This window comes from Ralstonia sp. AU12-08, from assembly GCF_000442475.1.
Taxonomy (GTDB): Bacteria; Pseudomonadota; Gammaproteobacteria; order Burkholderiales; family Burkholderiaceae; genus Ralstonia; species Ralstonia insidiosa.
Genome location: NZ_ASZV01000009.1, coordinates 47178 through 70054, shown reverse-complemented (window position 1 = coordinate 70054; position 22877 = coordinate 47178). Strand labels below are relative to the sequence as shown.

The following is a 22877-nucleotide window of genomic DNA, read 5'->3' as shown; positions in this document are numbered from 1 at the left end:
GAAGGAGAATCAGTATGGCAATTCCGGCCTATATGTGGCTCAAGGACGACGGCGGCGCCGATATCAAGGGTTCAGTGTCGGTGCAGGGACGCGAAGGCAGCGTCGAGATCGTCGCGTTCGATCACGGCGTGCACATCCCGACCGATGGCAACACCGGCAAGCTGACTGGCACGCGGGTGCACAAGCCCATCACGTTGACCAAGGAGACCGACGCCTCGACACCCTACTTGTACAAAGCGGTCACCAGCGGCCAGACGCTCAAATCGGTCGAGATCAAGTGGTACAAGATCGATGACGCGGGCAAGGAGAAGGAGTACTTCAACACCAAGCTCGAGAACGTCAAGATCGTGGCCGTGCGTCCCAAGATGCTCGACATCAAGAACCCTGACTACGAGAAGCACAACCACCTCGAAGAGGTCGAGCTGCGCTACGAGACCGTCACCTGGTCCTACAAGGACGGCAACATCATCCACAAGGACACCTGGAACGAACGCTCGTAAAGCGCGAACCATGTTGTTCGGGGCCGGTTTCCTGCTCGCTCCCCGTCCATGAACATTCCGGCCCGCCACCCAGCTAGTTGCCGGTGCGCGGCATTACGCCCCGCGCCGGCACCTTGAACGGCACCGCTACCCCTTTGGATCTGGCAGCCCCATGGCATTGCGCGACACCCCTTCCCTGCTTCGCCGGCTCAACCCGCACTGCGCCGCCGCGCTCGAAGCGGCCGCGAGCCTGTGCCAGACGCGGCTGGCTGATGAAATCTCCATCGAGCATTGGCTGCTCAAGCTGCTCGAAGCGGGCGACGGGGATATCCCGGCGATCCTGCGTCACTATGAGATCGACTCCGCCCCGCTCTGGGATGCGCTGATTGAGACCATCAACCACGCACCGCGCACGGCGCGCGGCAAGCCCGCACTGTCCATGCAGCTCGCCACCGTGCTGGCCGATGCCGCAACCTGGGCGTCTTCGGACAAGCTGGACAGCCCGATCCGCTCGGGCAACCTGCTGCAGGCAATTGTGGATGCGCCTCACGTGCTGCGCGCGCGCAATGCCTGGCCCTTGCTGTCCGTCTCCAGCGCCCAGATCCACCACCTCCTGCCACGGCTGGACCACCTGACGTGCGAAGCCGCGAGCCCGCTGCCGCCCATCGAAGAGGCTCTTGCGCCGGCGGCGACCACAGCCGACCGATCGCCATCGCCGGCACCACGCGCCAGCACCGGCAAGGACACCATTCCTGCGGCCCGCTCGCAGCAGGGCGAAGCCCTTGGGCGGTTCACCATCGATCTGACTGACAAGGCCCAGCGCGGACAGATCGACCCCGTCTTCGGGCGGGACACCGAAATCCAACAAGTCGTCGACGTACTTGCGCGCCGGCGCAAGAACAATCCGATCCTGGTGGGCGATCCTGGCGTCGGCAAAACGGCGCTCGTCGAGGGGCTGGCGCTGCGCGTGGCCGAGGGGTCGGTGCCCAAGGTGATCCGCGACGTGCGCATCCTGACGCTGGACTTGGGGCTGCTGCAGGCGGGGGCCGGCGTCAAGGGTGAATTCGAGCAGCGCCTCAAGAACGTGATCGACGAGGTGCAGGCCTCGCCCGTGCCGATCCTGCTCTTCATCGACGAAGCGCACACGTTGATTGGTGCGGGGAACGCTGCCGGTGGCGCGGATGCGGCCAACCTGCTCAAGCCGGCGTTGGCGCGCGGCGAGTTGCGCACCATCGCCGCCACCACGTGGTCCGAATACAAGGAATATTTCGAGCGCGATGCGGCGCTGGAGCGCCGATTCCAGCTCATCAAGGTCGATGAGCCCGACGACGAAGCCGCCTGTCTGATGTTGCGCGGGCTGGCCGTCCGCTATGCAACGTACCACAACGTCCACATTCGAGACGAGGCGCTGGTGGCGGCCGTCAAACTCTCGCGCCGCTACATCCCTGCCCGTCAGTTGCCCGACAAGGCCGTGGACCTGATCGACACGGCCGCCGCGCGTGTACGCATGGGGCTGGAATCGCCCCCGGCGCCGCTGCAGCGCGCCCGTGCAGCGCTTGCGGCATTGGAGCTGGAGCGCACCACGCTCGACGCCGACCAGCATGCTGGTGAGGACCCGGCGCCAGCACGGCGCGCGGCGCTCGAGTCCGCCATTACCGATGCCAAGCAAAAGCTGGCCGCGCTTGAAGAGCGCTACGCCCGAGAACTGATGCTCGTCACGGCGCTGCACATGCAACGCGACGGCGAGACCCCCTCCGCGCAAGCGCTTGCGGACGCGAAACAGGCGCTGGCCCAGGCGCAGGGCAAAGTGCCACTGGTCTTTGCGGATGTGGACGCACGCGCAGTTGCGCGCGTGGTGGCCGAATGGACGGGCGTGCCCGTGGGCAACCTGGTCGAGGATGAGCTGCGCAGCCTGCTCTCGCTGGAAGAACGACTCGCTGAGCGCGTGGTTGCGCAGGATGACGCCATGGCAGCGCTCGCCGAGGGACTGCGCACCGCCCGCGCCGGACTCAAGAACGAGCACGCGCCGCTGGGGGTGTTCCTGCTCGCGGGCCCCTCAGGCGTGGGCAAGACAGAGACTGCCCTGGCGCTGGCCGATGTGCTCTTCGGCGGACAGGCGGCGCTAACCGTCATCAACATGTCCGAATACCAGGAAGCGCACACGGTGTCGCAGTTGAAAGGCTCCCCTCCAGGGTACGTGGGCTATGGCCGCGGTGGCGTGCTCACTGAAGCGGTGCGCCAGCGCCCGTACAGCGTGGTGCTGCTCGACGAGGTGGAGAAGGCCCACCGGGATGTACTGGACCTGTTCTACCAGGTCTTCGATCGCGGCGAGATGCGCGATGGCGAAGGGCGCGACATCGATTTCCGCAATTGCGTGATCCTGATGACTTCGAACCTGGGCAGCGCTCGGATTGATGAGGCCACGGCCGAGGACCCCGCCATCTCGCAGGCAGCGTTGCTTGAGACCATTCATCCAGAGCTGGTGGCGCACTTCCAGCCGGCCCTGCTCGCCCGCTTCCAGACGCTGGTGTACCGCCCGCTTGGGGCGGAAGCGATCGCGTCAATCGTGCGCTTGAAGCTGGCCAAGGTGGCCGAACGGCTGCAGCGCCAGCATGGCGTTGTGCTGGCCAGCGATGACGCGCTGGTCGGCGCTCTGGCCGAGCTGTGTGTGGCGCGCGATTCGGGCGCGCGCAACGTCGATGCGTTCCTGAACCAGAAGATCCTGCCCGCCGTCTCGCGCGAACTGCTCTCGCGCATGGCTGACGGAACCACCCCCGCGCAAGTGGTGCTGTCGATGGACGCCAATGGCAACCTCGTCATCGACTTCGTGGACCACCACGAGGCACCGGATCATGCTGCGGCCGCGCCCGCAGCGCTGGCCTCGTGAGGCCCACACCATGCCCACCGGCCCTTCGCTGTACGACGTGCTGCTCGGCCACATCGACGGCACGCCGCTCGGTGCCTACGACGACAAGACCCTCGAAATCCTGAGCGTACAGGCGAATATCCGCCGCATCCTCAATACCCGCGCGGGCGCGCTCAAGCACGTGCCGGACTATGGGCTGACCGACCTCACGGAGATCTACCGCAACCTGCCGGCGTCGCTGCACGACCTCAAACGTCAGATGGAGGGCGCGCTGCTCGCTTACGAACCGCGTATCCGGGCGGTCGACGTCGAAATCGACGAATCGCCCGATCCGGGGCTGCTGGTCAGCTTCGTGCTGACCTGCCACCTCAAGAAGGCCGGTCTAGTTCGGTTCGGCACGGTGTTCGAGCCGCCGGGGCGCATGCGGGTGCAGCAGTTGCGGCAGGGCCGCGGCTAGCGACACTTGCGCGATATTGGATGGAGGAATGTGATGTTTCGGGAAATTCGGGTCCGACGAGTCAGTTCCGGGTCGCTGTTGAAACTCATCGCCATTGGCCTGTACCTGTCGCTCGTGCCGTTCTCTCTGGCGTGTGGCGTCCTTTCGCTTTTTGGGATCGGTGGCGTGATGTGGAATGGCAAACCGCTCTATGGGGTGTCTGCCTTGGTGGCAAGCCCGTTTGTCGGAGTGTTTGCTGCCACGATGCTTACCGTGGTCGTTTGGGCAGGGTGTTCGTTCGGCCTATGGGTGTTCTCCAAGTACCGCCCGATCGTGCTCGAGTTGAAAGACATCGATTTGTCTGCCTGACAGGGGGCGTGAGGTGTTCGTCTTTGCGCGGGGAGGCCTGATTGATCGAAAGGTACCCCTCATTCCCGTCCCGCAGAACACAACCGTCACCGCCTGACGGCGAGCCTAATCACTTGCAACGTGAAAAAACAGACTATTACGCGAATCGCGACTGCTCTCGCAGTTACTTCAATCGTGCCTATTCTCCTCACGTGCAACAATTCTGAACCAAGTTATGGTGGCGTCACGACAACTGGTTTTAACTATTCCCCATTTGAACTGAGCGACTTTTCCGTCACAGATGTCCACGGACACACTGCTTTTGGAAATGGCGGCGGGTTCGCTTGCTGTTACCGACTGGACGGAACAGAATTTACCGTTAAATGGAACTACTACGATGCCGATGAGTGGCGGGACGGGAAAACGTTAACGCTCCATGCCGAGCGAAAGGTGACAATGCCTCGCACAAAGGTGTCTTCTAAATCTGGCGATACAACTCTCCAGGTGCACATCTTTCCAGATCGTCATGTTGAGCTAATTATTTCGAGCAAATCTTTCGGAGATGTGAAATTTGATAGCGCGGCAGTGTTCGGAACACTATCGAGAAAATACACATTTGAGCTAGCAAATGCTTACGATGAAGATGATGCGCGGCTCTATCGCCGAGTAGATCGCGTTATTGGCGAAGCGTGGCTCAAATATCACCTCGAGGACGTTTCTGATCTCGAACAGTACGTATACTTACGATTGCTCGTGAATCCTCACTTTGACGAAGATCCCAACATCGCGAACTCGCTTGCGGTCGCTCAAAGCGCGCCGGGGTCACTTGCGAAGATGGTCGGCGCGCTCTCCCCCGCAAGACTGGACGAGCTAAAGCAGGGCCGCTTTCAACGTGTTTCTGTGCCCACAATTGATTCGAGTCTACTGACTGCTGAACGACCTCCGACACCCTCTCCCATCAGGCTCCAACCTTATACGGAACGCGACCACATTATTCAGTTGTTTCATCAGAAACACATCGGTTCCTTTGACTCACTTCTGCCAAAACCTTCGGAAATGCATCCGTTGTTTAGCATGCTAATCGACAAAGCGCATGGGTATGGGATCGTTCGGGATGACGACTTATTCACATATGTAACGTATGGTATCACCATGCAAAGAGATTTTGATGAATACCCTGATATTCACGAACGGCTTCTCCGAATAAAAAGCGGGGAGCAATCAGCTTCACAAGCGCTCGACATTCCACGATACATGTGGATTGAACTTGATAAATGGTTGAAGAGTAAGCAAACAGCATAGAACAGCGATTCGATATCCCCGCCGCAACGGCTCTCATTTTTACGAATTCCCCGGCGGCCCGCGGCACGGCGATGAACTTTGAGACCCCTTGATCTGCTGACATGAACTTCAGTCTCTATTGGGCAAGCGTCGCCGCTACGCTTTGCCTGGTCCAACAACCCGCGGTGGCCGACACCCTCACCGTGATGATTTCCGGTGGCTTCAATACAGCCTACGCGTCGGAAGCACCAGACTTTGAAGGCGCCACCGGGCACCATCTTGTCACCGTGCGCGGGCCCTCCATGGGGACTTCGCCAGACGCGATACCGAATCGCCTGGCCCGGGGGGGAATCCGCGGACGTTGTCATTCTTGACGCAACCGCACTGTACGCGCTAATTGTCGATGGGCTCGTGGATGTCCACAGCACGGCCAATCTTGCCACGTCTGGCATCGGATTCGCCGTGGCGCCTTCTTACGGTCCAGTGCATATCGATACGGTGGACGCGCTTCGCAACGCCTTGCTCCAGGCGAAGTGCATCGCCGTGTCGGCCAGCGGTAGCGGACGCTACGTGTCAGGAGAATTGCTGGGGCAGCTTGGCATCGCCGATCGGGTCAAGGATCGTCTGATGGTGAGCCCGAAAACGCCGGTCTCCGAGTTGCTCGCCGATGGACAATGCGACGCCGGATTCCAGCAGGTCAGCGAATTGGCCGGCGCCCGTGGCATTTCCTTCGTCGGCCCGCTTCCCGCCGCAGTCCAGAAGACCACCGTGTTCGCGGCCGGCATTCCGATCAATGCCCTGCATCCAGAAGCCGGGGCTGCGTTGATTCGCGAACTTACGGCGCCCATGTTGCGGGCGGTCGGTCTTGAACCGCCTGCTCGATAGCAGTCGCAGCGGGCCGGTTAACCACCTGCCCGCCACCCGGTTCGCGCTCAACAATGCCGCCGTGTTGCGGCTGACGCCCGAGTACGACTTCAATTTGGCGATGAACTTCCAGCCCCAGCGCGACTTTGCGGCGAACCTGTGGGCGGAGCGCCGGCCGTGTGCAATCCTTGCCGGTGCCGACGATTAAGCGTTGTGCACCGACAAGCTTGAGGACATCGTTCGTGGTACCGGACAAGACTGGCCCGTCGTTCTGCGGCCGGGTGTCCGGCATGTTCCATTGACGCTGGACCCTGCCTCACTGGCGGCAGTAGTGCAGCAAGTACAGACGTTGCAGTGGCACAGACGGCGCACTGAGTCCAAGTGTAGGCGCGGCCGATACGATCACAGAACGCAAAAGCGAGAAAACATAGGATGCAAGCCAGCACACCGCACGGCCGATCGCGAAACCGGCGCGTGGAATTTGTAATAGGAGGAAAGCGCAGATGAACGATCGAATCGACCTGTTTGCGGCTTGCGCCGCCAATCCCGGTGCACGCAGCATGCCTTTGCCATCCCGACACTCGTCGCAGCCGTCCCGGATCGTCAAGGCCGCTCTGTCGGCCTGCCTTGCTGCACTGACTGCCGCTTGCGTCGTCATTCCACGCGGCCCCGACGGCGCGCCATATACCGCACGCCTGCCGGCCGATGAGCAGAATCGTCCGGACACAACCCTCACCCCGGAACAACGCAAACAACTGGGCGAACTCAACGCCAAGGCCCTACGTGAATCTGACCAGGCGGCTGAGCACGCAGCACAAATGCGCCAATACGTTGCCGCGCCTGCTTACGCACCCTCTCCCTACTTTGGTAGCTATCCGGTTTTCTACGGCGGAGGATGGCGCCACCGAGGCAGCTGGGGAGTTGGTTACGGTATGCCCGTTTGGGGGACTCCGTATGTCTGGTGAGCCCGCACCGTCGAAGACGCCGCACACGCCCACCCCCGGGACGCGCCTCGCTGGTATCTTGTGCGATGGTGATCCGTCCTTCCGGATCATCGCAAGCAAGGGCAGGCCGTACGCGCGCCCCGCAGCTAACGGCTTGACTTGTGTTGCCAGAGCAAAGATCCAGCGCGTTGAACGCTGGCGCTGCCAACAATCACGATAGCCCAAATGCCTGTCGCGCTAAACAATGCAATAGCAAGCCACGGCCACGCACGGATCGACAGTAGTGCAACGAGGGATGTACCCGTCCGAGGCGTACCGCTCGTCTGGCCGTACTAAGCGCCAACCCCCAGCAACAGCTGGGTCATCACAAGGGTTAGGCAAGTTCCCAACCACCAATACGCTCGGCGCCCGCTGTTCACACGCGCAATCAGCGAGTGCAAGATTACCGGCCCCAAGAAGACCATTAAGACGATGCCGTCGGAAACCGGTGTCCCATGGACCCAGCCGTCGACGTCGCATACCAAGAAACCTGAAATGAAAACGATCACGGGCAAGAGCACCGACAAAACCGTGAGCCACCCGCGAATCGGCCGCCCTTCCATCCTCGCCTCTTCTTTTTACTCAGCACGAATCAATTGCCCAGCCACGGGAAAATGCTCCAACGCCCACCGCTTGAATTCCGCCCGGCTTGCGGCACCCATCTGGCACCCGCTCGCAGGGGCGAACAGAGAAAGGTTCTCACCACGGTCTAGGCGCGCAGCGAGAACGCGCAACCGTGCTTCTACCCATCCAACCGTTGACGCGGCGCCATAGCTGTACGCCAGATCGAGCAAGTCGAAAATCTCCGCCTCAACAAGGCCGGTCTTGTCGAGATCTTGATCGAGCATCAAGTCATACGTCGCGCGACGCGCCCGGTGAAGAGCGGACTCTCCCTGTTCATTGCCGCAGCTCATGGCGAACTCTCTGGCAACGGCAGTGCCGCCAGCGCAGCGCGCGCGCTGCGCAGCATACGGATACGCCCGACCGCCCAGGCCAGATAGGCAGCCATGACAACGACGGCCACCAAGGTTACCGGTTGCCGCCATCCGCTGCTCGCAAAGAGCACGATCATCGGCGGCAAGACAACGCTGAGCATGATCTCCTGTGCTGCGCTATCGCAGACAATCGCCCCGCTCGCATGGTCGCGCCAGCCGACCAGTGTCTGCCAGTTGCCGGCTTCCTCCAGAAACGCCGTGATCGTCATGCCTGCCTCCAGGCGCGGCGTACCCGGCGCGGCGACGGAATACTCGGTGCGTCCAGCCGCGGTGAAGTTGAAGAGCGTAACTTGGCGGCGGTTCTGCGACGCGCGAACCTGGCCAGACACGCTGTCGAAGTGAACGGTTTCAAGTGGCATGCTGGTACCGCTCGCCAAGAACCACGCTGTGCAGAAAGTGATCCAGTTCGACCGGATCGCCCTGTGGTTGCTTGTATTGCGGGTCGTGCTCCGCCTCGGCCAGCATCGCCTCAATGAAGGAATGGATGGCTGGGCGCCGTGGACCCTGTTCGGCTTCGCCACAACGCATCTTGATGGCCAGCAGATCGTCGATCTCCGCCAACAGCGTGGCATCGTCGACGGTCCCCGCGACAAGCTCCGCGAAGCGCATCGGCGGCATGCCCCTGCCCGCGTCGATCCAGCGGACCGCCAGCAACGGGCGCAGCACGTACAGGTATTTCTTGTAGCGCACCACCTCGTCCTGCAGGTAGCCACGGAAATTCTTCTTGCCCATCGCCAAATAGTGATGCCGGCCCTTGACGGGGTAGAAGAAGTCCGGCGCGAGCGTACGCAGATCACTCACGGCACGCGCATCCTCGCGGTAGACAACCGGCGAGTTGAGCCATTCCAGCAATGTCGGATTCGAACGATGCAGCAGTTGCAAAGCCTTGCGTAGCTCCCAGCCGCTGACGTCGAGTTCGTCACTGATGGGCTTCTCGATCACGTCGCGCTGCGGCTCGACCCGTAAGTACCAATCCAGCGGATGCACATACAGGAAGCGCACGTCGTAGTCGCTATCTGGCGACGCGAATCCCCAGCCGCGACTGCCTGACTCGCAGGCGTAGAGCACCCGCACGTCGTTGGCGCGCTCAATGACGTTGATCTCCGCGATGATTCGTTCTCGGATAGCCGGGTCGATCGGATGTTCACTGCGCACCACGGACGCATTTTGGGTAGTTGGCATCATGCACGAACAGAGTGATTGGCGAAGTCCAGCCGCCGGTTAGCAGAGACAGCCGGTGCGCCAATCCTCAAATCGGTTCGATTCTGAGGAGATAGACGCCGAGCCCTCCGACTTTCTCCGTGACGCGAATCGTGCCGCGCTCCGGTTCGGAAGGCAAATGCCAAAGGGGCCCACACACTCGGATGGTGCCGGCACCACCAGCATCGGCAAACTCGGCACCGAACCGGCAATTCTTCCAGCCAGGCACCTGCACATAAGAGATCTGCGATGTCAGCATGCGGCCGGCACTCAAGCGAGGAATCGCGGTGGCCCAATTCCACGTGACAAAGAAGCCCATTAGTCCAAAGGCAATGACTTGCCCGACGGGCCCCATCGCTTTCTTTGATGGCAGAGAGGATGTCTCAGGACAAAGGTGGAGAAACAAAGGGCCAATGATCATCGCGCCCGCCAAGGCATATAGAACCTTGGAAATAGCGAAGCCGCGTAGCAATCACGCGAGACCCAGAAACCGAGATAGAACAACAGCAACAGGATGAACATCGCGGACAAACCGATTGCCGCATTGGGCTTTGCAAACATGGAAGGCTTTGAACTTGAGTTGGGTCGCAATCGCTGAAGTTGGTGCGTGCCTCTGGGTGAACCGGTGGAATCAATGCCCACCTACGCGCCCAATGCGCCTAGGCTGCCCAAGACGCTGAGCCAGGCGAGCGCGACAAAAAGCAGGCCGACGAGGGCATGGGCCAACGCAAACTTGATGGGCGATTCAGACTTGTAGATGGCGCCACCACGCGTATGGGCGATTTCTTCCGTTTGATAGCTCGACAGGGTCGCAATCAGACCCGCCGCCGAGCCGAACAAGGTGCCGATCCAACCGAAGTGAATCGCACTGGCCGGAAAGGCCGCGCAGATTCCCCAGGCAACGATAGCGACGCACAGCAGCGTCCAGACTCCCTTCTTCATAGTTGTCCAACGTACTCGAACCTAAAATGCTCGACCGACCGCCCGGCGTGCGCCGCGTGCTGCAGCCAGTGCGGCATCACGCCATGCCCGTCCCAACTTTGCCCCTCGGCGTTGCGGTAGCGCAGCGGCAAGGGCTCGCGTGCGGGCGGCGCGAACATCCCGCATCCTGCAGCAGATCGAGCGTCAAGCCGTAGCAGGCGATCTGTGCTCGCACCCAAGCGATCACTTCGGCGCGTCGACGGAGTACGTCCCCAGGCGTCTGGCCAGTCATCGTGCCGTGTTTCCTCGTGAGTCTTGTCAGAATTCGTCTGTCTCTTACGCATCGCCTCCCTACTCGGCCAGCCGCTGGTTGATCTCGCCACACCTTGAAGGTGTGCGGGCCAAATGCCCGCCCAAGCCGATTCAACAGATCACGCTTGTTGTCCACCATGCGGCCAGTAGGCATGCGCATGTGAACACTCGCGCATGGATCGTGCATCCGCACAGTCTACGCTCGGCTCTGGCTAAATCGATAGCCCAGAGTAGACAACACCGCAGCGAGTCCTGCAAGGAAAGGACACCCTATCGAACGCTACGGGGCGCGACTGGGTGGCCCTGGTGTTCTTCAACACCCGGGGGCGAGGTACTCGCACGTCGGCACCTATCTCGGCAGTGGTCATTTCGTGCGCACCCCGTTCACGGAGAGCCGCGTGCGCATTGTGAATCTGAGCCCTCCATACTGGATGTCTCACTACGGGGGCGCAAGGCGCTTGCTTCTCAGTTTCATACCAGACTGATGAGAACACGAGCGGCGAGCGGCGGAACGCCGTCGACCGAATTGACAAAAATTTTGACGACGCGCGCCAGCGCAGTCTGGCTAACTGCAAACAATTGAAAATCATCCGCCTAGACCGTCAACGATGCATTCGAGAGGGCCGTTGTTGGCGTGTGGGGACATCGTCTCCGCACCGAATCAACGTAAGCAAAGGAGAGATCGCATGAAGAAGAATATTGCCGCTGCTGTCATCACCAGCATGGCGTCCATCGCAGCCTTCGCACAAGTCACCGCGCCGCAAGTGACGGCACCGCAGGCGCAAGCTGCCAAGCCTGCACCGGCTCCGAAACAGGATGCTGCCATGGCACCCGCGCAAAATGCTGACAACGCGGTCGCACCCGCAAAGCACAAGCATCACCGCCATCACCACCACAAGAAGGCGGCGGAGTCCAACGCACCGAAGCAATGAGGAACCCGATCCGCAACTGAGCTTGCGCATCCGTGTTCGACACGGCGCGCTCCAATGTGCCAAACACACTGATTCCGAAGGCCACATATGACGATGATGTTTCGCATTGGCGCCGCTGCCCTGTTGACCGCTGCGCTTGGGAACCGTCGATTCGGTTCGCAACGTGGTGATCGATCACGAGCAAACCGGTGTCGGTTCGCTAGCAGGCAGCGCTATTGGGGGCATTGGTTCGGCGGCGGCCATCGGGCGCAGCAATGGCTCGCTGGCAGCGGGCACCCTGGGCGCGATTGCTGGCGGCATGGTTGGCATGCGTTGCTTAAAACCAGGCGAACAAACAGCCAGGGCTAGAGATCACCGTCAAGCTGGACGACGGTGCGCCGACGAGGCTTTTCGTCCAGGCGAGCGTGTGCGCCTGCTGTCCTCCGGTGGCATCACCCGCGTGACCCACTGATTTTTTTCAATCACCTGAGATCAACGCTCGGCGAGCCGTAGCGTTCATCCAACTCAGGCGGCCAATCGTTGGCTGTCGATTTTTACCGCTGAGGCCCCAGTCATGAAGAAGCTGATGATTGCTGTCATTGCCACGCTGTTCGCCGCCGGTGCGTTTGCTCAAGGCGCCGGTGGCCATCACCCGCACCACAAGCGTCACGCGCACCATCATCACCATCGCGTGCACCGCTAAGAACGAAACGGGGCAGTAGCGCAAGGCCCCCTTCTCCGCTCGGCGCAGTCCACTCCAAGATTACCGGTCTGCGGCATTGGAATCGGCGGCCGTTTCTGAACAGTACACGTTGGAGCACAGACATGGGCATTTTTGGCGATATCGTCAACAAGATTTTCGGCAAAGCCAAACCGGATCAACCGCCACCCGCTGCCGAGCCGGTGCCGGATCCTGCGAGCGCAGCCGGCGCGGACGCTGCAAACAATCCGCCACCTCTTGCTCAGGTCGACGTAGAGTCCGTGATGGACCAGCTTGTCCAGGAAAGCTGCCAGTCTTTGAACTGGCGCACCTCGATCGTCGACACCATGAAGGCGCTCGGGGTCGACAGCAGCCTCGAGCATCGCAAGCGGCTTGCGCAAGAACTGAGCTACCAGGGCGACCTGTCGGATTCGGCGACCATGAACGTGTGGCTGCACGCCGAACTCATGAAGGCGTTGGCTGCCAATGGCGGGAAACTGCCGTCAGACCTGGCAGCGTGAGATTGCCCTCCTCTGGCATGCAATCGGAACTTTGATGATCGACAATCTCTCGCGGCCCGTCGCGCTTTCGCTTGATCAGCTGAAGGCGTTCTCCTCGACCCTGACCCCGGACTCGCTGATGAGGCAAGCTACCTTGCAGGTGATTGCTGAGCACGAACATCAGGTATCGATCATCAAGCAGAAGCACGATGTGCGCCTCCAGGAATGGGACTGAAAACGAAAACGGCAGACGCGAAGCCGCTTTTATCGGAAGCGCCATGAAAACAGCCGTCGTGCGATTGCTTGTTCTGGTGGTTACGGCAGCCTCTCTCGCGGGGTGCGGCATCTTTGGCTGCGCGGGCAGTGGCGGCAATGGCGGATTTCATGCCGGTTGTGGAGCCGGAGCACGCTTTTGATGCTCGGTGATATCCGACCACGAAGGCAGGGGCGGCTTGCCGCAGTCGGTCGGTCCAGCGAAGCTAGCCAACGAAAACCATTTTGAAAGAAGGAATGAAACCGTGACACATGGATTGATTGCTTGGGTTGTGATTGGTGCTATCGCTGGCTGGCTTGCGGGTGTACTGATGAGCGGCGGCGGTTTTGGCCTGTTTGTTGATATCGTGGTCGGCATTGTCGGCGCTTTCATCGGCGGCTGGCTTTCGGGCGTTCTGCATATCTCGCTCGGGCCAAGCTGGATCGGTTCGATCGCCACGGCGCTGATCGGCGCGGTGATTCTGCTGTTTGTGATCCGGCTCATCAGGCGCGCGTGACGAACCCACGGTTGGCCAAGTCACAACAACAGGGCTCGGCCATCTTCGGTGACCTTCTCCGGGAAGACAGCGCTAAACCACAGCTGAAAGACCTGCGCTCCTACAGGACCGCCCTGCCGAAATCGTATGTAGTCCTCCACGGCCAGAAACAGGATGGCGACAACGTTGGCCTCGCGCAGTTCGACAGAGCTATCAGGGTTCGGGTCTTGCTCGGGGCCTGCTTGAAGAAATTTCGACACGGCTCGTTGATGTAGTACTTCAGCGTGTGTCCGACTGGCAGGTTTTCGCGGGCCCGCTTGGAGAAGCTTTCCACGCCCACGCTCGTGCAGAGCACGTCAGTGACCTCCCATGTGTTCGATGCCAGCGAGTACACGGAAACGGGATCACCGCCATCGAAGAATAGGCGAATGGCAGTAATGAGTTGCCGTCGGGCGGCGTCGATTTTTGACACAAGCATGTTCGTCTACTCCTGCGCGTGAAGGCGGCCGGCAATGCCCCCGAGAAGTCGTGCGAGCCGGCCGGCAGCTGGTCAATGGGCGCCAGAATGGATGTGTGGCAACAGCCTTGACCGGTTCAGGTCAGGATCTTGACCATTTCCCCGTCCACGTCGACCACAGTCTTGGAAGCGAGGTTGGATGAGGGCACCTCCGGTCAATGGCCGGTGTTCGTGGCAGCTACCGTTCGAGCCTCCCAGCAAGAACAGCTCAGTACAGCCTGAAACGTCTAAGCTGCCGGCGGGCCCGAAGGGCCCCCTCATCGCTGGTACGGGCCGGTCGGCACTCTTGATCCCGGCAAAGGCTTGTCATGCTTGGCCTCGACAGACTATTGCTAAATTTCGCACGGGCCACGGAGCCAAATTGAGGGGGTCCGACAGACTTGTCGCCTTTTTTTTGGGCACGCCAACTCTTTAAAAATCAATGATTTAGAAACACCATATCCGACAGACTTTATTTTTACGGATCAATGCCACGCGCAAAGAACGCCAGCGGCGCGGTATCGCCCCGGTCAATCTCGTGCATGAAGAACAATCGTCACCCGCGTGGAAGCAGGTGCGCGGCCTAGACGGCGGTGGTGCGTTGACACCACGTCAACGCTTGGCCCTCGCCTGCACCTTGTGGCCGCTCTCCGCCGTCATATACTCGGCAGCATCCGCCAGACGGCGGCGCATGCCTTCGGGCGCAGCGGGGCCTGAGGCAATGACAAAGCGCTCGAAGTCCAGCGGCTTGCCACTTTTGGCGTCAACAAGCAGAGGCTCCGCACGTTTTCGTGTTTCTCTGTCCACAAGCTGCGCACTGATGCCTTCGGGCGCAAAATGCTTATTCCCCCACGCCAGCAAGGACAGCAGAACAGGCTGGAAATCGTGGCCGCATTCGGTCAATACGTATTCGAAACGCGGCGGTTTCTCCGAATACTGGCGACGCTCCAGCAGCCCCTCTTCGACCAGCCCATTGAGGCGACGTGTCAGCATGTTCGGTGCGATATCCAGATTCTTCTGGAACGTATCGAAGCGCGTCGCCCCATAAAACGCTTCGCGCAGGATCAGAATGCTCCACCACTCGCCTACCCGCTCCAGGCTGCGTGCGATCGGGCATGGCATGTCGCGGAAGGTCTTTCTCTGCATGGCGTACTCTCTGGGTAGGTAACTATTGTTATGCTAGCCGAATAGCGGCAACGCAAGTCATCAAAGGGTTTCAATCGCCAGCGCGATGCCTTGCCCACCGCCAATGCAGAGGGTCACGATGCCGCGTTGAATCCCGTCTGCGCGCATCGAATACAGAAGCCGCGTTGTCAGAACGGCTCCGGTCGCACCGATGGGGTGACCATGTGCGATGGCTCCGCCGTCCACATTGATGATGTCCTGCGGCAACCCGAGTTCGGCAGCCACCGCCAGCGGAACGGCCGCGAACGCCTCATTGATTTCGATGCGCTCGACGTCGCCCAGCGTCCACTGCGCACGCTGCAATGCCTGGCGTACCGCGGGCACGGGCCCCAGGCCAAACAGGCCCGGCTCGACGGCGCCCACGCCATAAGCCGTCAGCCGCGCCATCGGTACCAAGCCATGGCGCTCGGCAAATGCACGTTCTGCCACCAGCACGGCTGCCGCACCACTGTTGATGCCCGGCGCATTGCCAGCGGTGATGGTGCCGTCCTTGCGAAATGCCGGCTTCAAGCGAGCGAGCCCTTCAAGCGTGGTGTCGGGCCGATTCGCCTCATCGACCTTGAATGCAGCCGAACCATTCTTCACCTTCACCGGCACCTCAACGATCTGCTCTACAAACCGACCTTGTTGCTGCGCGCGGGCAAAGCGGCTTTGTGATCGTTCCGCCCAACGATCCTGCTCTTCTCGGCTCAGCTTGTAGCGGGTGACCAGGTCTTCCGTATGCCAACCGGAATGCTCTGCGGAGAATGCATCCAGCAAGCCGTCCAGCAGCACGCTGTCGTGGAGTGCGGCATCCCCCATCCGATTGCCCCAACGACCGGATGGCAACAGGTAGGGCGCACGGTCCATGTTCTCCATGCCCCCGGCGATGGCCGCGTCAAAATAGCCGAGCCTGATTTCATCAGCGGCTGTCGCGATGGCCTGGGCACCGGATCCGCACACCCGATTGACGGTCATGGCGGGTACCGATACCGGCAAGCCCGCTCCGATGGCCGCCTGGCGCGCCGGATTCATCTTGTTGCCGGCTTGGATGACGTTACCGAATACGACACTGCCGATCAGGCCGGCATCAACACCTGAACGCCGCAACGATTCAGCGATCACCACAGCGCCCAGGTCTACTGCCGCCGTGCCTTTCAGTGCGCCATTGAATGCGCCGATGGCCGTACGGACCGGATGGCACAACACAACTTCTCTCGTGTTCATGATTTCTGTCCTCCTAGCTGAAGCCGTAAGAATTGCGTTTAGATGAACCCAGGTTCGCCCCACCGTCGGCACATGAACGGGTCATGGTGAAAGCACCTCGGATTTCGATGGAATGGCATCGACTTCCAGCAAGGCAATCGCCCGCTCCATCAAGCCTCCGAGGACCATCATTCGTCGGCGCCCCAAAGCCGTGGTCAGCACCGGCGGCAGACCACCCGTTCTGGATTCGACCGTTTGGTAAAGCGCGAAGCCCGCATCGCTGAGTTGCAGCAGCGCGTTGCGTCGGTCTTGAGAAGCCCTGTCGGTCATGACCAACTTTCGAAGCCTGAGTTGGTGGATGACACGCGACAGCGAACCTGCGTCATAACCGAGCGACCGCGAGAAATGGGTCAACGTCCCACCCTCGTTCTGCGCCAGTCCCGACAGAACCAGCCATTGCGGCACGCTCAGGCTTTCTCTTTCCAGTTCGAGCTCCAGCGTGCGCCACAAGGCTTTCTTCAAGCGATTCGTTAAGAGCAATATCTCGCGGTCTGCATGCGAAGGTGCCGTCTGCACCGACGGATCGCGCCACGTCGTCGATTCGATCGTCATCATGATCTCTAGTGCGCTTGCAGCGCCTTGCCGGCACAGTCATCGCAACCGGCGGCCTGCTGGATCAAGACCATCCGCCACCAAGTGAACGGAAGGCGGCCACCGCGGCGCGGGCATTGTCGGTACGCACACGTGCTTGCTGATCGCGAGCAGCCAGTAACTGGCGATCCTGTTCCAGCACTTCATATAGGCTGACCGCCCCGCCCTTGTATGCCTCTTCAGACGCGTTCCGCGCACGCGCATGTGCGTCGATCTCGGTAGCGAGCTCGCGGCTTTGTACATCCAGCTGGGCGAGTGAGATCAACGCGTCTTCGACATCCTGGGTAGCGCGCAGCATGGACTTGCGATAGTCGGCCAACGCTTCTGCGTAAGCGCCCCTGGCATGCGCCACTTCGGCATCCACACGCCCGAAGTCAAATAGCCTCCAACGCAAGCCAGCCACGCCTGTCGGCTGGAAGGCCTGTGCGGTGAACAGCTTGCCGGCGGACAAACTTTCGAAGCCGAGCAACGCGGAGAGCGACAACTTCGGGTAGTACTCAGCGGTCGCGACGCCGATTCTGGCGTTAGACGCGGCGAGCTTGCGCTCCGCGGCAATCACGTCTGGACGACGCTGCAGCAGATTGGCTGGCCCCTGCGCCAAAGCAATCTGCGGGACAACGATGGAATTGGCGGGTTGATCGAGCTCCGCAGAGTACGTCCCCGGCTGGGCCCCCATCAGTACGTCGAGCCGGTTGAGTTGGGTTTCCAATTCGATCTGGAGCGGCGGGATGGTTACGCGCGTCTGGGCCAGTTGGGCCTCCGCCTCCGCTCGTTCACGTTCCGCGCCAATGCCATCTGCAAGGCGCAGACGGACCAATTCAAGAAGTTGCCGGCTGGTGGTTTCCTGCTGGCGTGCAATCGCGATCCGGTCCTGAGCGCCACGCACACGAAAATAGGCGTCCGCAGCCTCGGCGGCAACGAGGATCCGCACGCCAACGTGGCCGGCTTCCGCCGCCTCCAGTTCCGCATCGGCGGCTTCTGCACCGCGCCTCAGTCCGCCTGCAATGTCGATCTCCCAACTTGCACTGCCCCCTACCGAATACGACGTCTTATCTCGGTCGTATCCCGGTAGCGCGCTTGCAAGACGGCCCAGCGCGCTTTGCGTGGACTGGCGCTGCTTGCTTACGTTGGCACCCACACTGCCTTCGGGCAGCAACTGTGCCCCCGCGTGCGCTGCGGCGGCGCGTGCCTGGTCGACCCGTGCAATCGAGGCGGCGAGGTCAAGGTTCTGATCCAGAGCACGCTGGATGATCCTCGTGAGCGCCGGATCCTTGAAGCCATCCCACCACGTATCGAGCGAAACCGGTTGCCGCGAAGCGTTCAACGTTTCCAGCGCCGCGGCATGCGGATAAGCAACCGGCATTGCACTCTCCGGCTTGCGGTAATCCGGCCCCGCCGCGCAGGCGGCAAGACCGCTCGCAATGAACACCAGCGCCGCGAAAGAAACGGCACGCCGAGCGATAACGCGCGTGCCCCAGGTTGGAAACGATTCCTGATCCATGACGAGTCCCTTCGATGAAAGTGGCATCGCGCTTATTTGCTTGCATGATGATAGTTACTACTCTAGACTAACTTTCATCGTGATAGCAACTTGTTTTTGGTTGGGACCGATATATGCGCCGGACATCACACAAAAGAACGCTTTGCCCCATCGCACGAGGCATGGGACACGTTGGTGACAGTTGGACCGTGCTGATCCTGAGAGAGGCCTTCTACGGCACAACGCGCTTTGACGACTTCCAAAAGCGGCTGGGCATTGCGCCCAACATGCTGGCTCAGCGTTTGCACAGGCTCGTGCACGACGGCATGCTCGCCCGCCGCCAATACAACAATCACCCTCCGCGCTCCGAATACATCCTCACCGACCTCGGTCGTGAATTCCGGCCTGTCCTGCTGATGCTGATTGCGTGGGGCAACCAGCATTTCTCGCCGGAGGGCGCGATGGTCCAACTCGTGGAGCGCGCATCCGGACGCGTTGTTCAGCCCCTCGTCGTCGATGCGCTCACCCGCGAGCCCATCACCATTGACGACCACCGTCTCGCACCCGGACCGGCCGCCAGCGAAGCACTCCGCATTCAGCTTGAACGGCATTCGGAAGATGCCCACCCAACCGAACTCGCCCTTTCGGCGACGGAAGACCTTTGACTCAGGAGAGATGTCATGACCAGCACCGCAACCGCCGAACGCGTCACGTCCGAGCCCCCGGCCGTCAAACCGAAGCGCGCCAGGAAACCACTGCTCATCCGCGGAGGCATTGCCCTAGCGGCGCTTGTCGCTCTGGGTTATGGCTATCACTGGTGGACCGATGCGCGATTCGTCCAGAGCACTGACGACGCCTATGTGGGCGGCGACGTGACGTTGATTGCCGCGAAAGTACCCGGCTATATCACCGAGGTTGCCGTGACCGACAACCAGCAAGTCCATGCCGGCGATGTGTTGGTACGCATCGACAACCGCGACTATCGCGCCGCACTGGCGAAGGCAGAGGGGGCCGTGGCGGCCCAGCAGGCACTGCTCGCCAATCTGGACGCGCGCCAGAGTCTGCAGCTAGCAACGATTGCGGAAGCCAAGGCTGCCGCAGCGGCGGTCAACGCAGATACGGTGCGAGCTCACGACGATCAAGTGCGTTACGCCAACCTGGTCGCCAAATCGGCCGTGTCGATCCAGAGTTCGCAGAAGGCCGATGCCGACTACAAGCAATCGGTGGCCAATGGTGAAAGGGCCAAGGCTGGTGTGCTGGCTGCCGAGCGCCAACTGGACGTCATTGCCACGCAAAAGCAGCAAGCCCGGGCCGCGTTGGCCCAGGCCATTGCCGAGCGGGACCTCGCCAGCATCAACCTCGGCCACACGGAACTCGTGGCTCCGGTTGACGGCACCATTGGGAACCGGCGGGCACGCGTTGGCGCATTTGCCACAGGTGGCGGCCAACTGCTGTCGATCGTGCCCTCCAAAGGCCTCTGGATCGACGCGAACTTCAAGGAAGGCCAACTGGCAAAAATGAAGCCCGGGATGCGGGCCACCATCGTCGCCGACGTATTGCCGGGCAAGGTCTTCCATGGTCGCGTTGACAGTCTTTCCCCCGCCACTGGCGCGCAGTTCAGTGTGCTGCCGCCGGAAAACGCGACCGGCAATTTCACCAAGATTGTTCAGCGCGTGCCAGTCCGCATCGTCCTCGACGCGGAAGACGCCAAGCTCGGCGTTCTTCGCCCTGGCCTGTCCGTAGAAGCTGAAATCGATACGCATGCGGTTGAACAGGTGAAATCATGAGTGCCGCCGCAGCCACCGTCCCGGCCTCTACCGCCACGGGTGCGCCCCCGTCGGCCCTTGTGTTGCCCAGCGAATTGCCAATGTCGACCAAGGTCTTCGCGTTCGCGACGATGTGCGTGGGGATGTTCATTGCCCTGCTCGACATACAGATCGTTTCGGCATCGCTGCGTGACATTGGCGGCGGCCTCTCTGCCGGGGCCGACGAAACGGTTTGGGTGCAGACCGCCTATCTCATCGCAGAGATCATCGTCATCCCGCTGTCCGGCTGGCTGGCTCGGGTCATGTCAACGCGCTGGCTGTTTGCGGTGTCGGCGGCGGGCTTTACGGCTACGAGCCTGCTCTGCGGCATCGCGTGGAACATTCAGAGCATGATTGCGTTCCGGGCCGCGCAGGGCTTTCTGGGCGGCTCCATGATCCCGATGGTGTTCACCACGGCGTTCGCCTTTTTCGCAGGGCGCCAGCGTGTATTGGCTGCGGCAATCATCGGCGGACTCGCCTCCCTCGCTCCGACCCTTGGCCCCACCATCGGCGGCTGGATCACCGACAACTTCTCGTGGCACTGGTTGTTCTTCATCAACCTTGTGCCTGGAATCTTCATCACGATCGCGGTGCCGATGCTGGTGAAGGTGGATAAACCCGACTGGTCCCTGCTGCGTGGCGCTGACTATGTGGGCATGGTGCTCATGGCGCTATTTCTCGGCTGCCTGGAGTACACGCTGGAAGAAGGCCCGCGCTGGGATTGGTTCGGCGACGACACCATCCTGGCGACGGCATGGATTTCAGGCCTCGCAGGGATCGCTTTCCTCTGGCGATCGCTCACCTATGCCAATCCGGTCGTCGATCTACACGCGCTCAAAGACCGCAATTTCGCCCTGGGATGCTTCTTCTCCTTCGTTACCGGCATCGGCATCTTTGCAACGATCTACCTGACGCCCCTCTTTCTGGGCCAGGTGCGCGGCTTGAGCGCCTTGCAAATCGGGCTTGCGATCTTTTCGACGGGCCTGTTCCAGGTGGCATCCATTCCGCTCTATGCGTTCCTGGCAAACCGCGTGGATTTGCGTTGGCTGCTAATGATTGGGCTCAGCCTGTTTGCCGTTTCGATGTGGAATTTCGCGCCAATCACGCATGACTGGGGGGCCGCTGAGCTCATGCTGCCTCAAGCGTTGCGCGGCATGGCGCAGCAATTCGCCGTCGCCCCGACCGTCACGCTCACATTGGGCAGCTTGCCGCCCGCCAAATTGAAGCTCGCCTCAGGGCTGTTCAATCTGATGCGCAACCTCGGTGGCGCCATCGGTATCGCGGCTTGCGCCACGATCCTCAATGACCGCACCAACCTGCACTTCCTGCGCCTGGCCGAGCACCTGAATATTCGCAACGAGTCGATGGCTTCGCTGCTGCAGACAATCAGCGCCAACGCGGTCGCGCTTGGCAATGACATGAGTGGCGCCGACGCCGCAGCCCTCAAGCAATTGTCGGCATTGGTCATGAGAGAGGCACACACGCTGACCTTCTCCGACGCATTCCTTGTGATACTCGTCTGCTTCGCCATTGCCACCCCGATGGTATTGCTGATGCGCAAGGTAGTGCCGCCCGCCGCACCTTCGGCCGACGCTCACTGAAGCTGGACGATGCCTGTTCTCGCACGACCAGGCATTGGAGTCACATAACATGGACCGCCTTGCCGCAACGAACGTGTTTGTCCGGGTGGTCGAAGCCCGAACATGGGGCAATGGTGCGTCATCACGTGGCTACGTCATGCACGATGGTTCCGGCCGCGAGCGTATTCATAGCGCCGATCTCGAAATCCATGAGGATTCGGCTGCGCTCCGGCGACATCACGACGGCCAGGTACTGAACGGGCCGCTTCTGCTCGTCATAGATCAATCGGTTGATGCGCATGAGCGGCTGCCCCGGCGGCACCTGGAGCAATCGGGCCTGTAGCGGCGACGCGGCGATGGCTGTGTATTCCTGCACCACGCGGTCGAACCGAACACCGCGCTGCATCAGCAACTCAAAGAGCGGTTGCGCTTCCAGGTCAGCCTGATTGACTTCGCCTATATAGGCCTCCGGCACCCAGGCCTCCGTGATCATCACGGGCACCGCAGCCTTTCGCCGCAAACGCGTGACATGCAACAGGCGCGAATCGTCATCGACGTTCAGAAGTTGCGCGATGTCGCCACCGGCCACGGGGTGCTCCAGGCTGAGCACTTCCACCTGGGTATCGCCAGAAATCTGTCGCAGCGATTCGATGAACCCCAGCGTTGCCATCGGGCGCATTGCGGGTAGCTCAAGCCGGACGAACGTGCCTTTCCCCTGCCGCTTTTCCACCAGCCCTTCGGCTTCCAGATCGGCCAACGCGCGCCGCACTGTGATGCGCGATACGTCAAACAGCGCGCACAGCTCTTCTTCCTTCGGAAGCATCGTTCCCGAGCGGTACTGACCGCGGACGATCTGATCACGCAGCACGGTGAACATCTGGCGATGCAAAGACGTGCCCGGGCTACGTTTCAGTGCAGTTGAATTCACATTTGAGGTCATCTTTAGCGCA

The 22877-nt window shown here is 61.1% G+C and carries 29 protein-coding genes and 1 pseudogene; 17 read left to right on the top strand and 13 right to left on the bottom strand.

What is annotated here, in order from left to right; translation table 11 throughout:
• The first annotated feature begins 14 nt into the window (after window positions 1–14).
• The 8 genes from C404_RS36990 (at window position 15) to C404_RS59145 (ending at window position 7239) form a co-directional block, all read left to right on the top strand.
• Complete coding sequence (locus tag C404_RS36990; protein WP_021193806.1) at window positions 15–500, top strand: Hcp family type VI secretion system effector; 486 nt, start codon at window positions 15–17, stop codon at window positions 498–500.
• A gap of 151 nt (window positions 501–651) precedes the next feature.
• Complete coding sequence (gene tssH / locus C404_RS36985; RefSeq protein WP_021193805.1) at window positions 652–3366, top strand: type VI secretion system ATPase TssH; 2715 nt, start codon at window positions 652–654, stop codon at window positions 3364–3366.
• Window positions 3367–3376: 10 nt separating this feature from the next.
• Complete coding sequence (tssE, locus tag C404_RS36980; protein ID WP_031329021.1) at window positions 3377–3802, top strand: type VI secretion system baseplate subunit TssE; 426 nt, start codon at window positions 3377–3379, stop codon at window positions 3800–3802.
• A gap of 33 nt (window positions 3803–3835) precedes the next feature.
• Window positions 3836–4150 (top strand): hypothetical protein, encoded by a 315-nt coding sequence (locus C404_RS36975; RefSeq protein ID WP_021193803.1) that lies wholly within the window; start codon window positions 3836–3838, stop codon window positions 4148–4150.
• A 120-nt stretch (window positions 4151–4270) separates the two neighbouring features.
• Window positions 4271–5431, top strand: coding sequence for a hypothetical protein (locus C404_RS59150; protein ID WP_160170171.1), 1161 nt, complete (start codon window positions 4271–4273; stop codon window positions 5429–5431).
• Window positions 5432–5626: 195 nt separating this feature from the next.
• Window positions 5627–6295, top strand: coding sequence for a substrate-binding domain-containing protein (locus tag C404_RS58800; protein ID WP_081659339.1), 669 nt, complete (start codon window positions 5627–5629; stop codon window positions 6293–6295).
• Complete coding sequence (locus tag C404_RS58795) at window positions 6276–6482, top strand: hypothetical protein (protein ID WP_021193801.1); 207 nt, start codon at window positions 6276–6278, stop codon at window positions 6480–6482. Before C404_RS58800 ends, C404_RS58795 begins: the two co-directional genes overlap by 20 nt.
• Before the next feature lie 352 nt (window positions 6483–6834).
• Window positions 6835–7239, top strand: coding sequence for a hypothetical protein (locus C404_RS59145; protein WP_081659342.1), 405 nt, complete (start codon window positions 6835–6837; stop codon window positions 7237–7239).
• A 596-nt stretch (window positions 7240–7835) separates the two neighbouring features.
• On the opposite strand, the gene C404_RS36955 is transcribed toward C404_RS59145, so the two are convergent.
• The 6 genes from C404_RS36955 to C404_RS60960 all read right to left on the bottom strand — a co-directional run bounded on the left by C404_RS36955 (window position 7836) and on the right by C404_RS60960 (window position 10471).
• Window positions 7836–8171, bottom strand: a complete 336-nt coding sequence (locus C404_RS36955) for a hypothetical protein (RefSeq protein WP_021193799.1) — start codon at window positions 8169–8171, stop codon at window positions 7836–7838.
• Window positions 8168–8611, bottom strand: coding sequence for a hypothetical protein (locus C404_RS58790; protein WP_021193798.1), 444 nt, complete (start codon window positions 8609–8611; stop codon window positions 8168–8170). The genes C404_RS36955 and C404_RS58790 overlap by 4 nt, the downstream gene beginning before the upstream one ends.
• On the bottom strand, window positions 8601–9434 hold the full coding sequence (locus tag C404_RS36950; protein ID WP_031329017.1) for a nucleotidyltransferase domain-containing protein: 834 nt from the start codon (window positions 9432–9434) through the stop codon (window positions 8601–8603). Before C404_RS36950 ends, C404_RS58790 begins: the two co-directional genes overlap by 11 nt.
• Before the next feature lie 67 nt (window positions 9435–9501).
• Window positions 9502–9873 carry a hypothetical protein gene (locus tag C404_RS36945; protein ID WP_152524422.1) on the bottom strand — a complete coding sequence of 124 codons (372 nt, stop codon included), beginning with the start codon at window positions 9871–9873 and terminating at the stop codon, window positions 9502–9504.
• Between the two features lie 221 nt (window positions 9874–10094).
• Window positions 10095–10394, bottom strand: coding sequence for a hypothetical protein (locus C404_RS36940; protein WP_021193795.1), 300 nt, complete (start codon window positions 10392–10394; stop codon window positions 10095–10097).
• Window positions 10391–10471, bottom strand: coding sequence for a hypothetical protein (locus C404_RS60960; RefSeq protein ID WP_442792369.1), 81 nt, complete (start codon window positions 10469–10471; stop codon window positions 10391–10393). Before C404_RS60960 ends, C404_RS36940 begins: the two co-directional genes overlap by 4 nt.
• A 486-nt stretch (window positions 10472–10957) precedes the next feature.
• Here C404_RS60960 and C404_RS60955 point away from each other — a divergent pair, with 486 nt between their 5' ends.
• The 3 genes and pseudogenes from C404_RS60955 to C404_RS59140 form a co-directional block, all read left to right on the top strand.
• Window positions 10958–11170 (top strand): NlpC/P60 family protein, encoded by a 213-nt coding sequence (locus tag C404_RS60955; protein ID WP_442792368.1) that lies wholly within the window; start codon window positions 10958–10960, stop codon window positions 11168–11170.
• 201 nt (window positions 11171–11371) lie between these two features.
• Window positions 11372–11617, top strand: a complete 246-nt coding sequence (locus C404_RS36930) for a hypothetical protein (RefSeq protein ID WP_021193793.1) — start codon at window positions 11372–11374, stop codon at window positions 11615–11617.
• A 130-nt stretch (window positions 11618–11747) separates the two neighbouring features.
• Window positions 11748–12068: pseudogene (locus C404_RS59140) on the top strand (hypothetical protein); the annotation flags it as partial.
• 6 nt (window positions 12069–12074) lie between these two features.
• Here the strand turns inward: C404_RS59140 and C404_RS59900 are convergent.
• On the bottom strand, window positions 12075–12323 hold the full coding sequence (locus tag C404_RS59900) for a hypothetical protein (protein ID WP_152524421.1): 249 nt from the start codon (window positions 12321–12323) through the stop codon (window positions 12075–12077).
• A gap of 98 nt (window positions 12324–12421) precedes the next feature.
• Between C404_RS59900 and C404_RS36925 the strand changes: the two genes are divergently transcribed.
• The 3 genes from C404_RS36925 (at window position 12422) to C404_RS36915 (ending at window position 13566) form a co-directional block, all read left to right on the top strand.
• On the top strand, window positions 12422–12817 hold the full coding sequence (locus tag C404_RS36925) for a DUF3597 domain-containing protein (protein ID WP_021193791.1): 396 nt from the start codon (window positions 12422–12424) through the stop codon (window positions 12815–12817).
• Between the two features lie 34 nt (window positions 12818–12851).
• Entirely contained in the window at window positions 12852–13031 is a 180-nt protein-coding gene (locus C404_RS36920) for a hypothetical protein (protein ID WP_021193790.1), read from the top strand.
• A gap of 283 nt (window positions 13032–13314) precedes the next feature.
• Window positions 13315–13566 (top strand): GlsB/YeaQ/YmgE family stress response membrane protein, encoded by a 252-nt coding sequence (locus C404_RS36915; RefSeq protein ID WP_031329016.1) that lies wholly within the window; start codon window positions 13315–13317, stop codon window positions 13564–13566.
• Between the two features lie 20 nt (window positions 13567–13586).
• Here the strand turns inward: C404_RS36915 and C404_RS60600 are convergent, their stop codons facing one another.
• The 5 genes from C404_RS60600 to C404_RS36895 all read right to left on the bottom strand — a co-directional run bounded on the left by C404_RS60600 (window position 13587) and on the right by C404_RS36895 (window position 18563).
• Window positions 13587–13805, bottom strand: coding sequence for a hypothetical protein (locus C404_RS60600; protein ID WP_235180619.1), 219 nt, complete (start codon window positions 13803–13805; stop codon window positions 13587–13589).
• An 848-nt stretch (window positions 13806–14653) separates the two neighbouring features.
• Window positions 14654–15187 (bottom strand): winged helix-turn-helix transcriptional regulator, encoded by a 534-nt coding sequence (locus C404_RS36905; RefSeq protein WP_031329014.1) that lies wholly within the window; start codon window positions 15185–15187, stop codon window positions 14654–14656.
• 60 nt (window positions 15188–15247) lie between these two features.
• Complete coding sequence (locus C404_RS36900) at window positions 15248–16432, bottom strand: thiolase family protein (protein ID WP_021193786.1); 1185 nt, start codon at window positions 16430–16432, stop codon at window positions 15248–15250.
• 81 nt (window positions 16433–16513) lie between these two features.
• A complete protein-coding gene (locus C404_RS0129695) occupies window positions 16514–17026 on the bottom strand; it encodes a winged helix DNA-binding protein (protein ID WP_021193785.1) in 513 nt (170 codons plus the stop codon).
• A 61-nt stretch (window positions 17027–17087) separates the two neighbouring features.
• A complete protein-coding gene (locus C404_RS36895; protein ID WP_021193784.1) occupies window positions 17088–18563 on the bottom strand; it encodes an efflux transporter outer membrane subunit in 1476 nt (491 codons plus the stop codon).
• Between the two features lie 113 nt (window positions 18564–18676).
• Here C404_RS36895 and C404_RS36890 point away from each other — a divergent pair, with 113 nt between their 5' ends.
• Genes C404_RS36890 through C404_RS36880 form a run of 3 tightly spaced genes read left to right on the top strand, consistent with a single transcriptional unit; the run spans window position 18677 to window position 21948 of the window.
• On the top strand, window positions 18677–19207 hold the full coding sequence (locus C404_RS36890; protein WP_031329012.1) for a winged helix-turn-helix transcriptional regulator: 531 nt from the start codon (window positions 18677–18679) through the stop codon (window positions 19205–19207).
• A 15-nt stretch (window positions 19208–19222) separates the two neighbouring features.
• Complete coding sequence (locus tag C404_RS36885) at window positions 19223–20329, top strand: HlyD family secretion protein (RefSeq protein WP_021193782.1); 1107 nt, start codon at window positions 19223–19225, stop codon at window positions 20327–20329.
• Entirely contained in the window at window positions 20326–21948 is a 1623-nt protein-coding gene (locus C404_RS36880; protein ID WP_021193781.1) for a DHA2 family efflux MFS transporter permease subunit, read from the top strand. Before C404_RS36885 ends, C404_RS36880 begins: the two co-directional genes overlap by 4 nt.
• A 121-nt stretch (window positions 21949–22069) precedes the next feature.
• Here the strand turns inward: C404_RS36880 and C404_RS36875 are convergent, their stop codons facing one another.
• Window positions 22070–22804: a GntR family transcriptional regulator gene (locus C404_RS36875; RefSeq protein ID WP_021193780.1), complete on the bottom strand. Its 735-nt coding sequence runs from the start codon at window positions 22802–22804 to the stop codon at window positions 22070–22072.
• Between the last annotated feature and the right edge of the window lie 73 nt (window positions 22805–22877).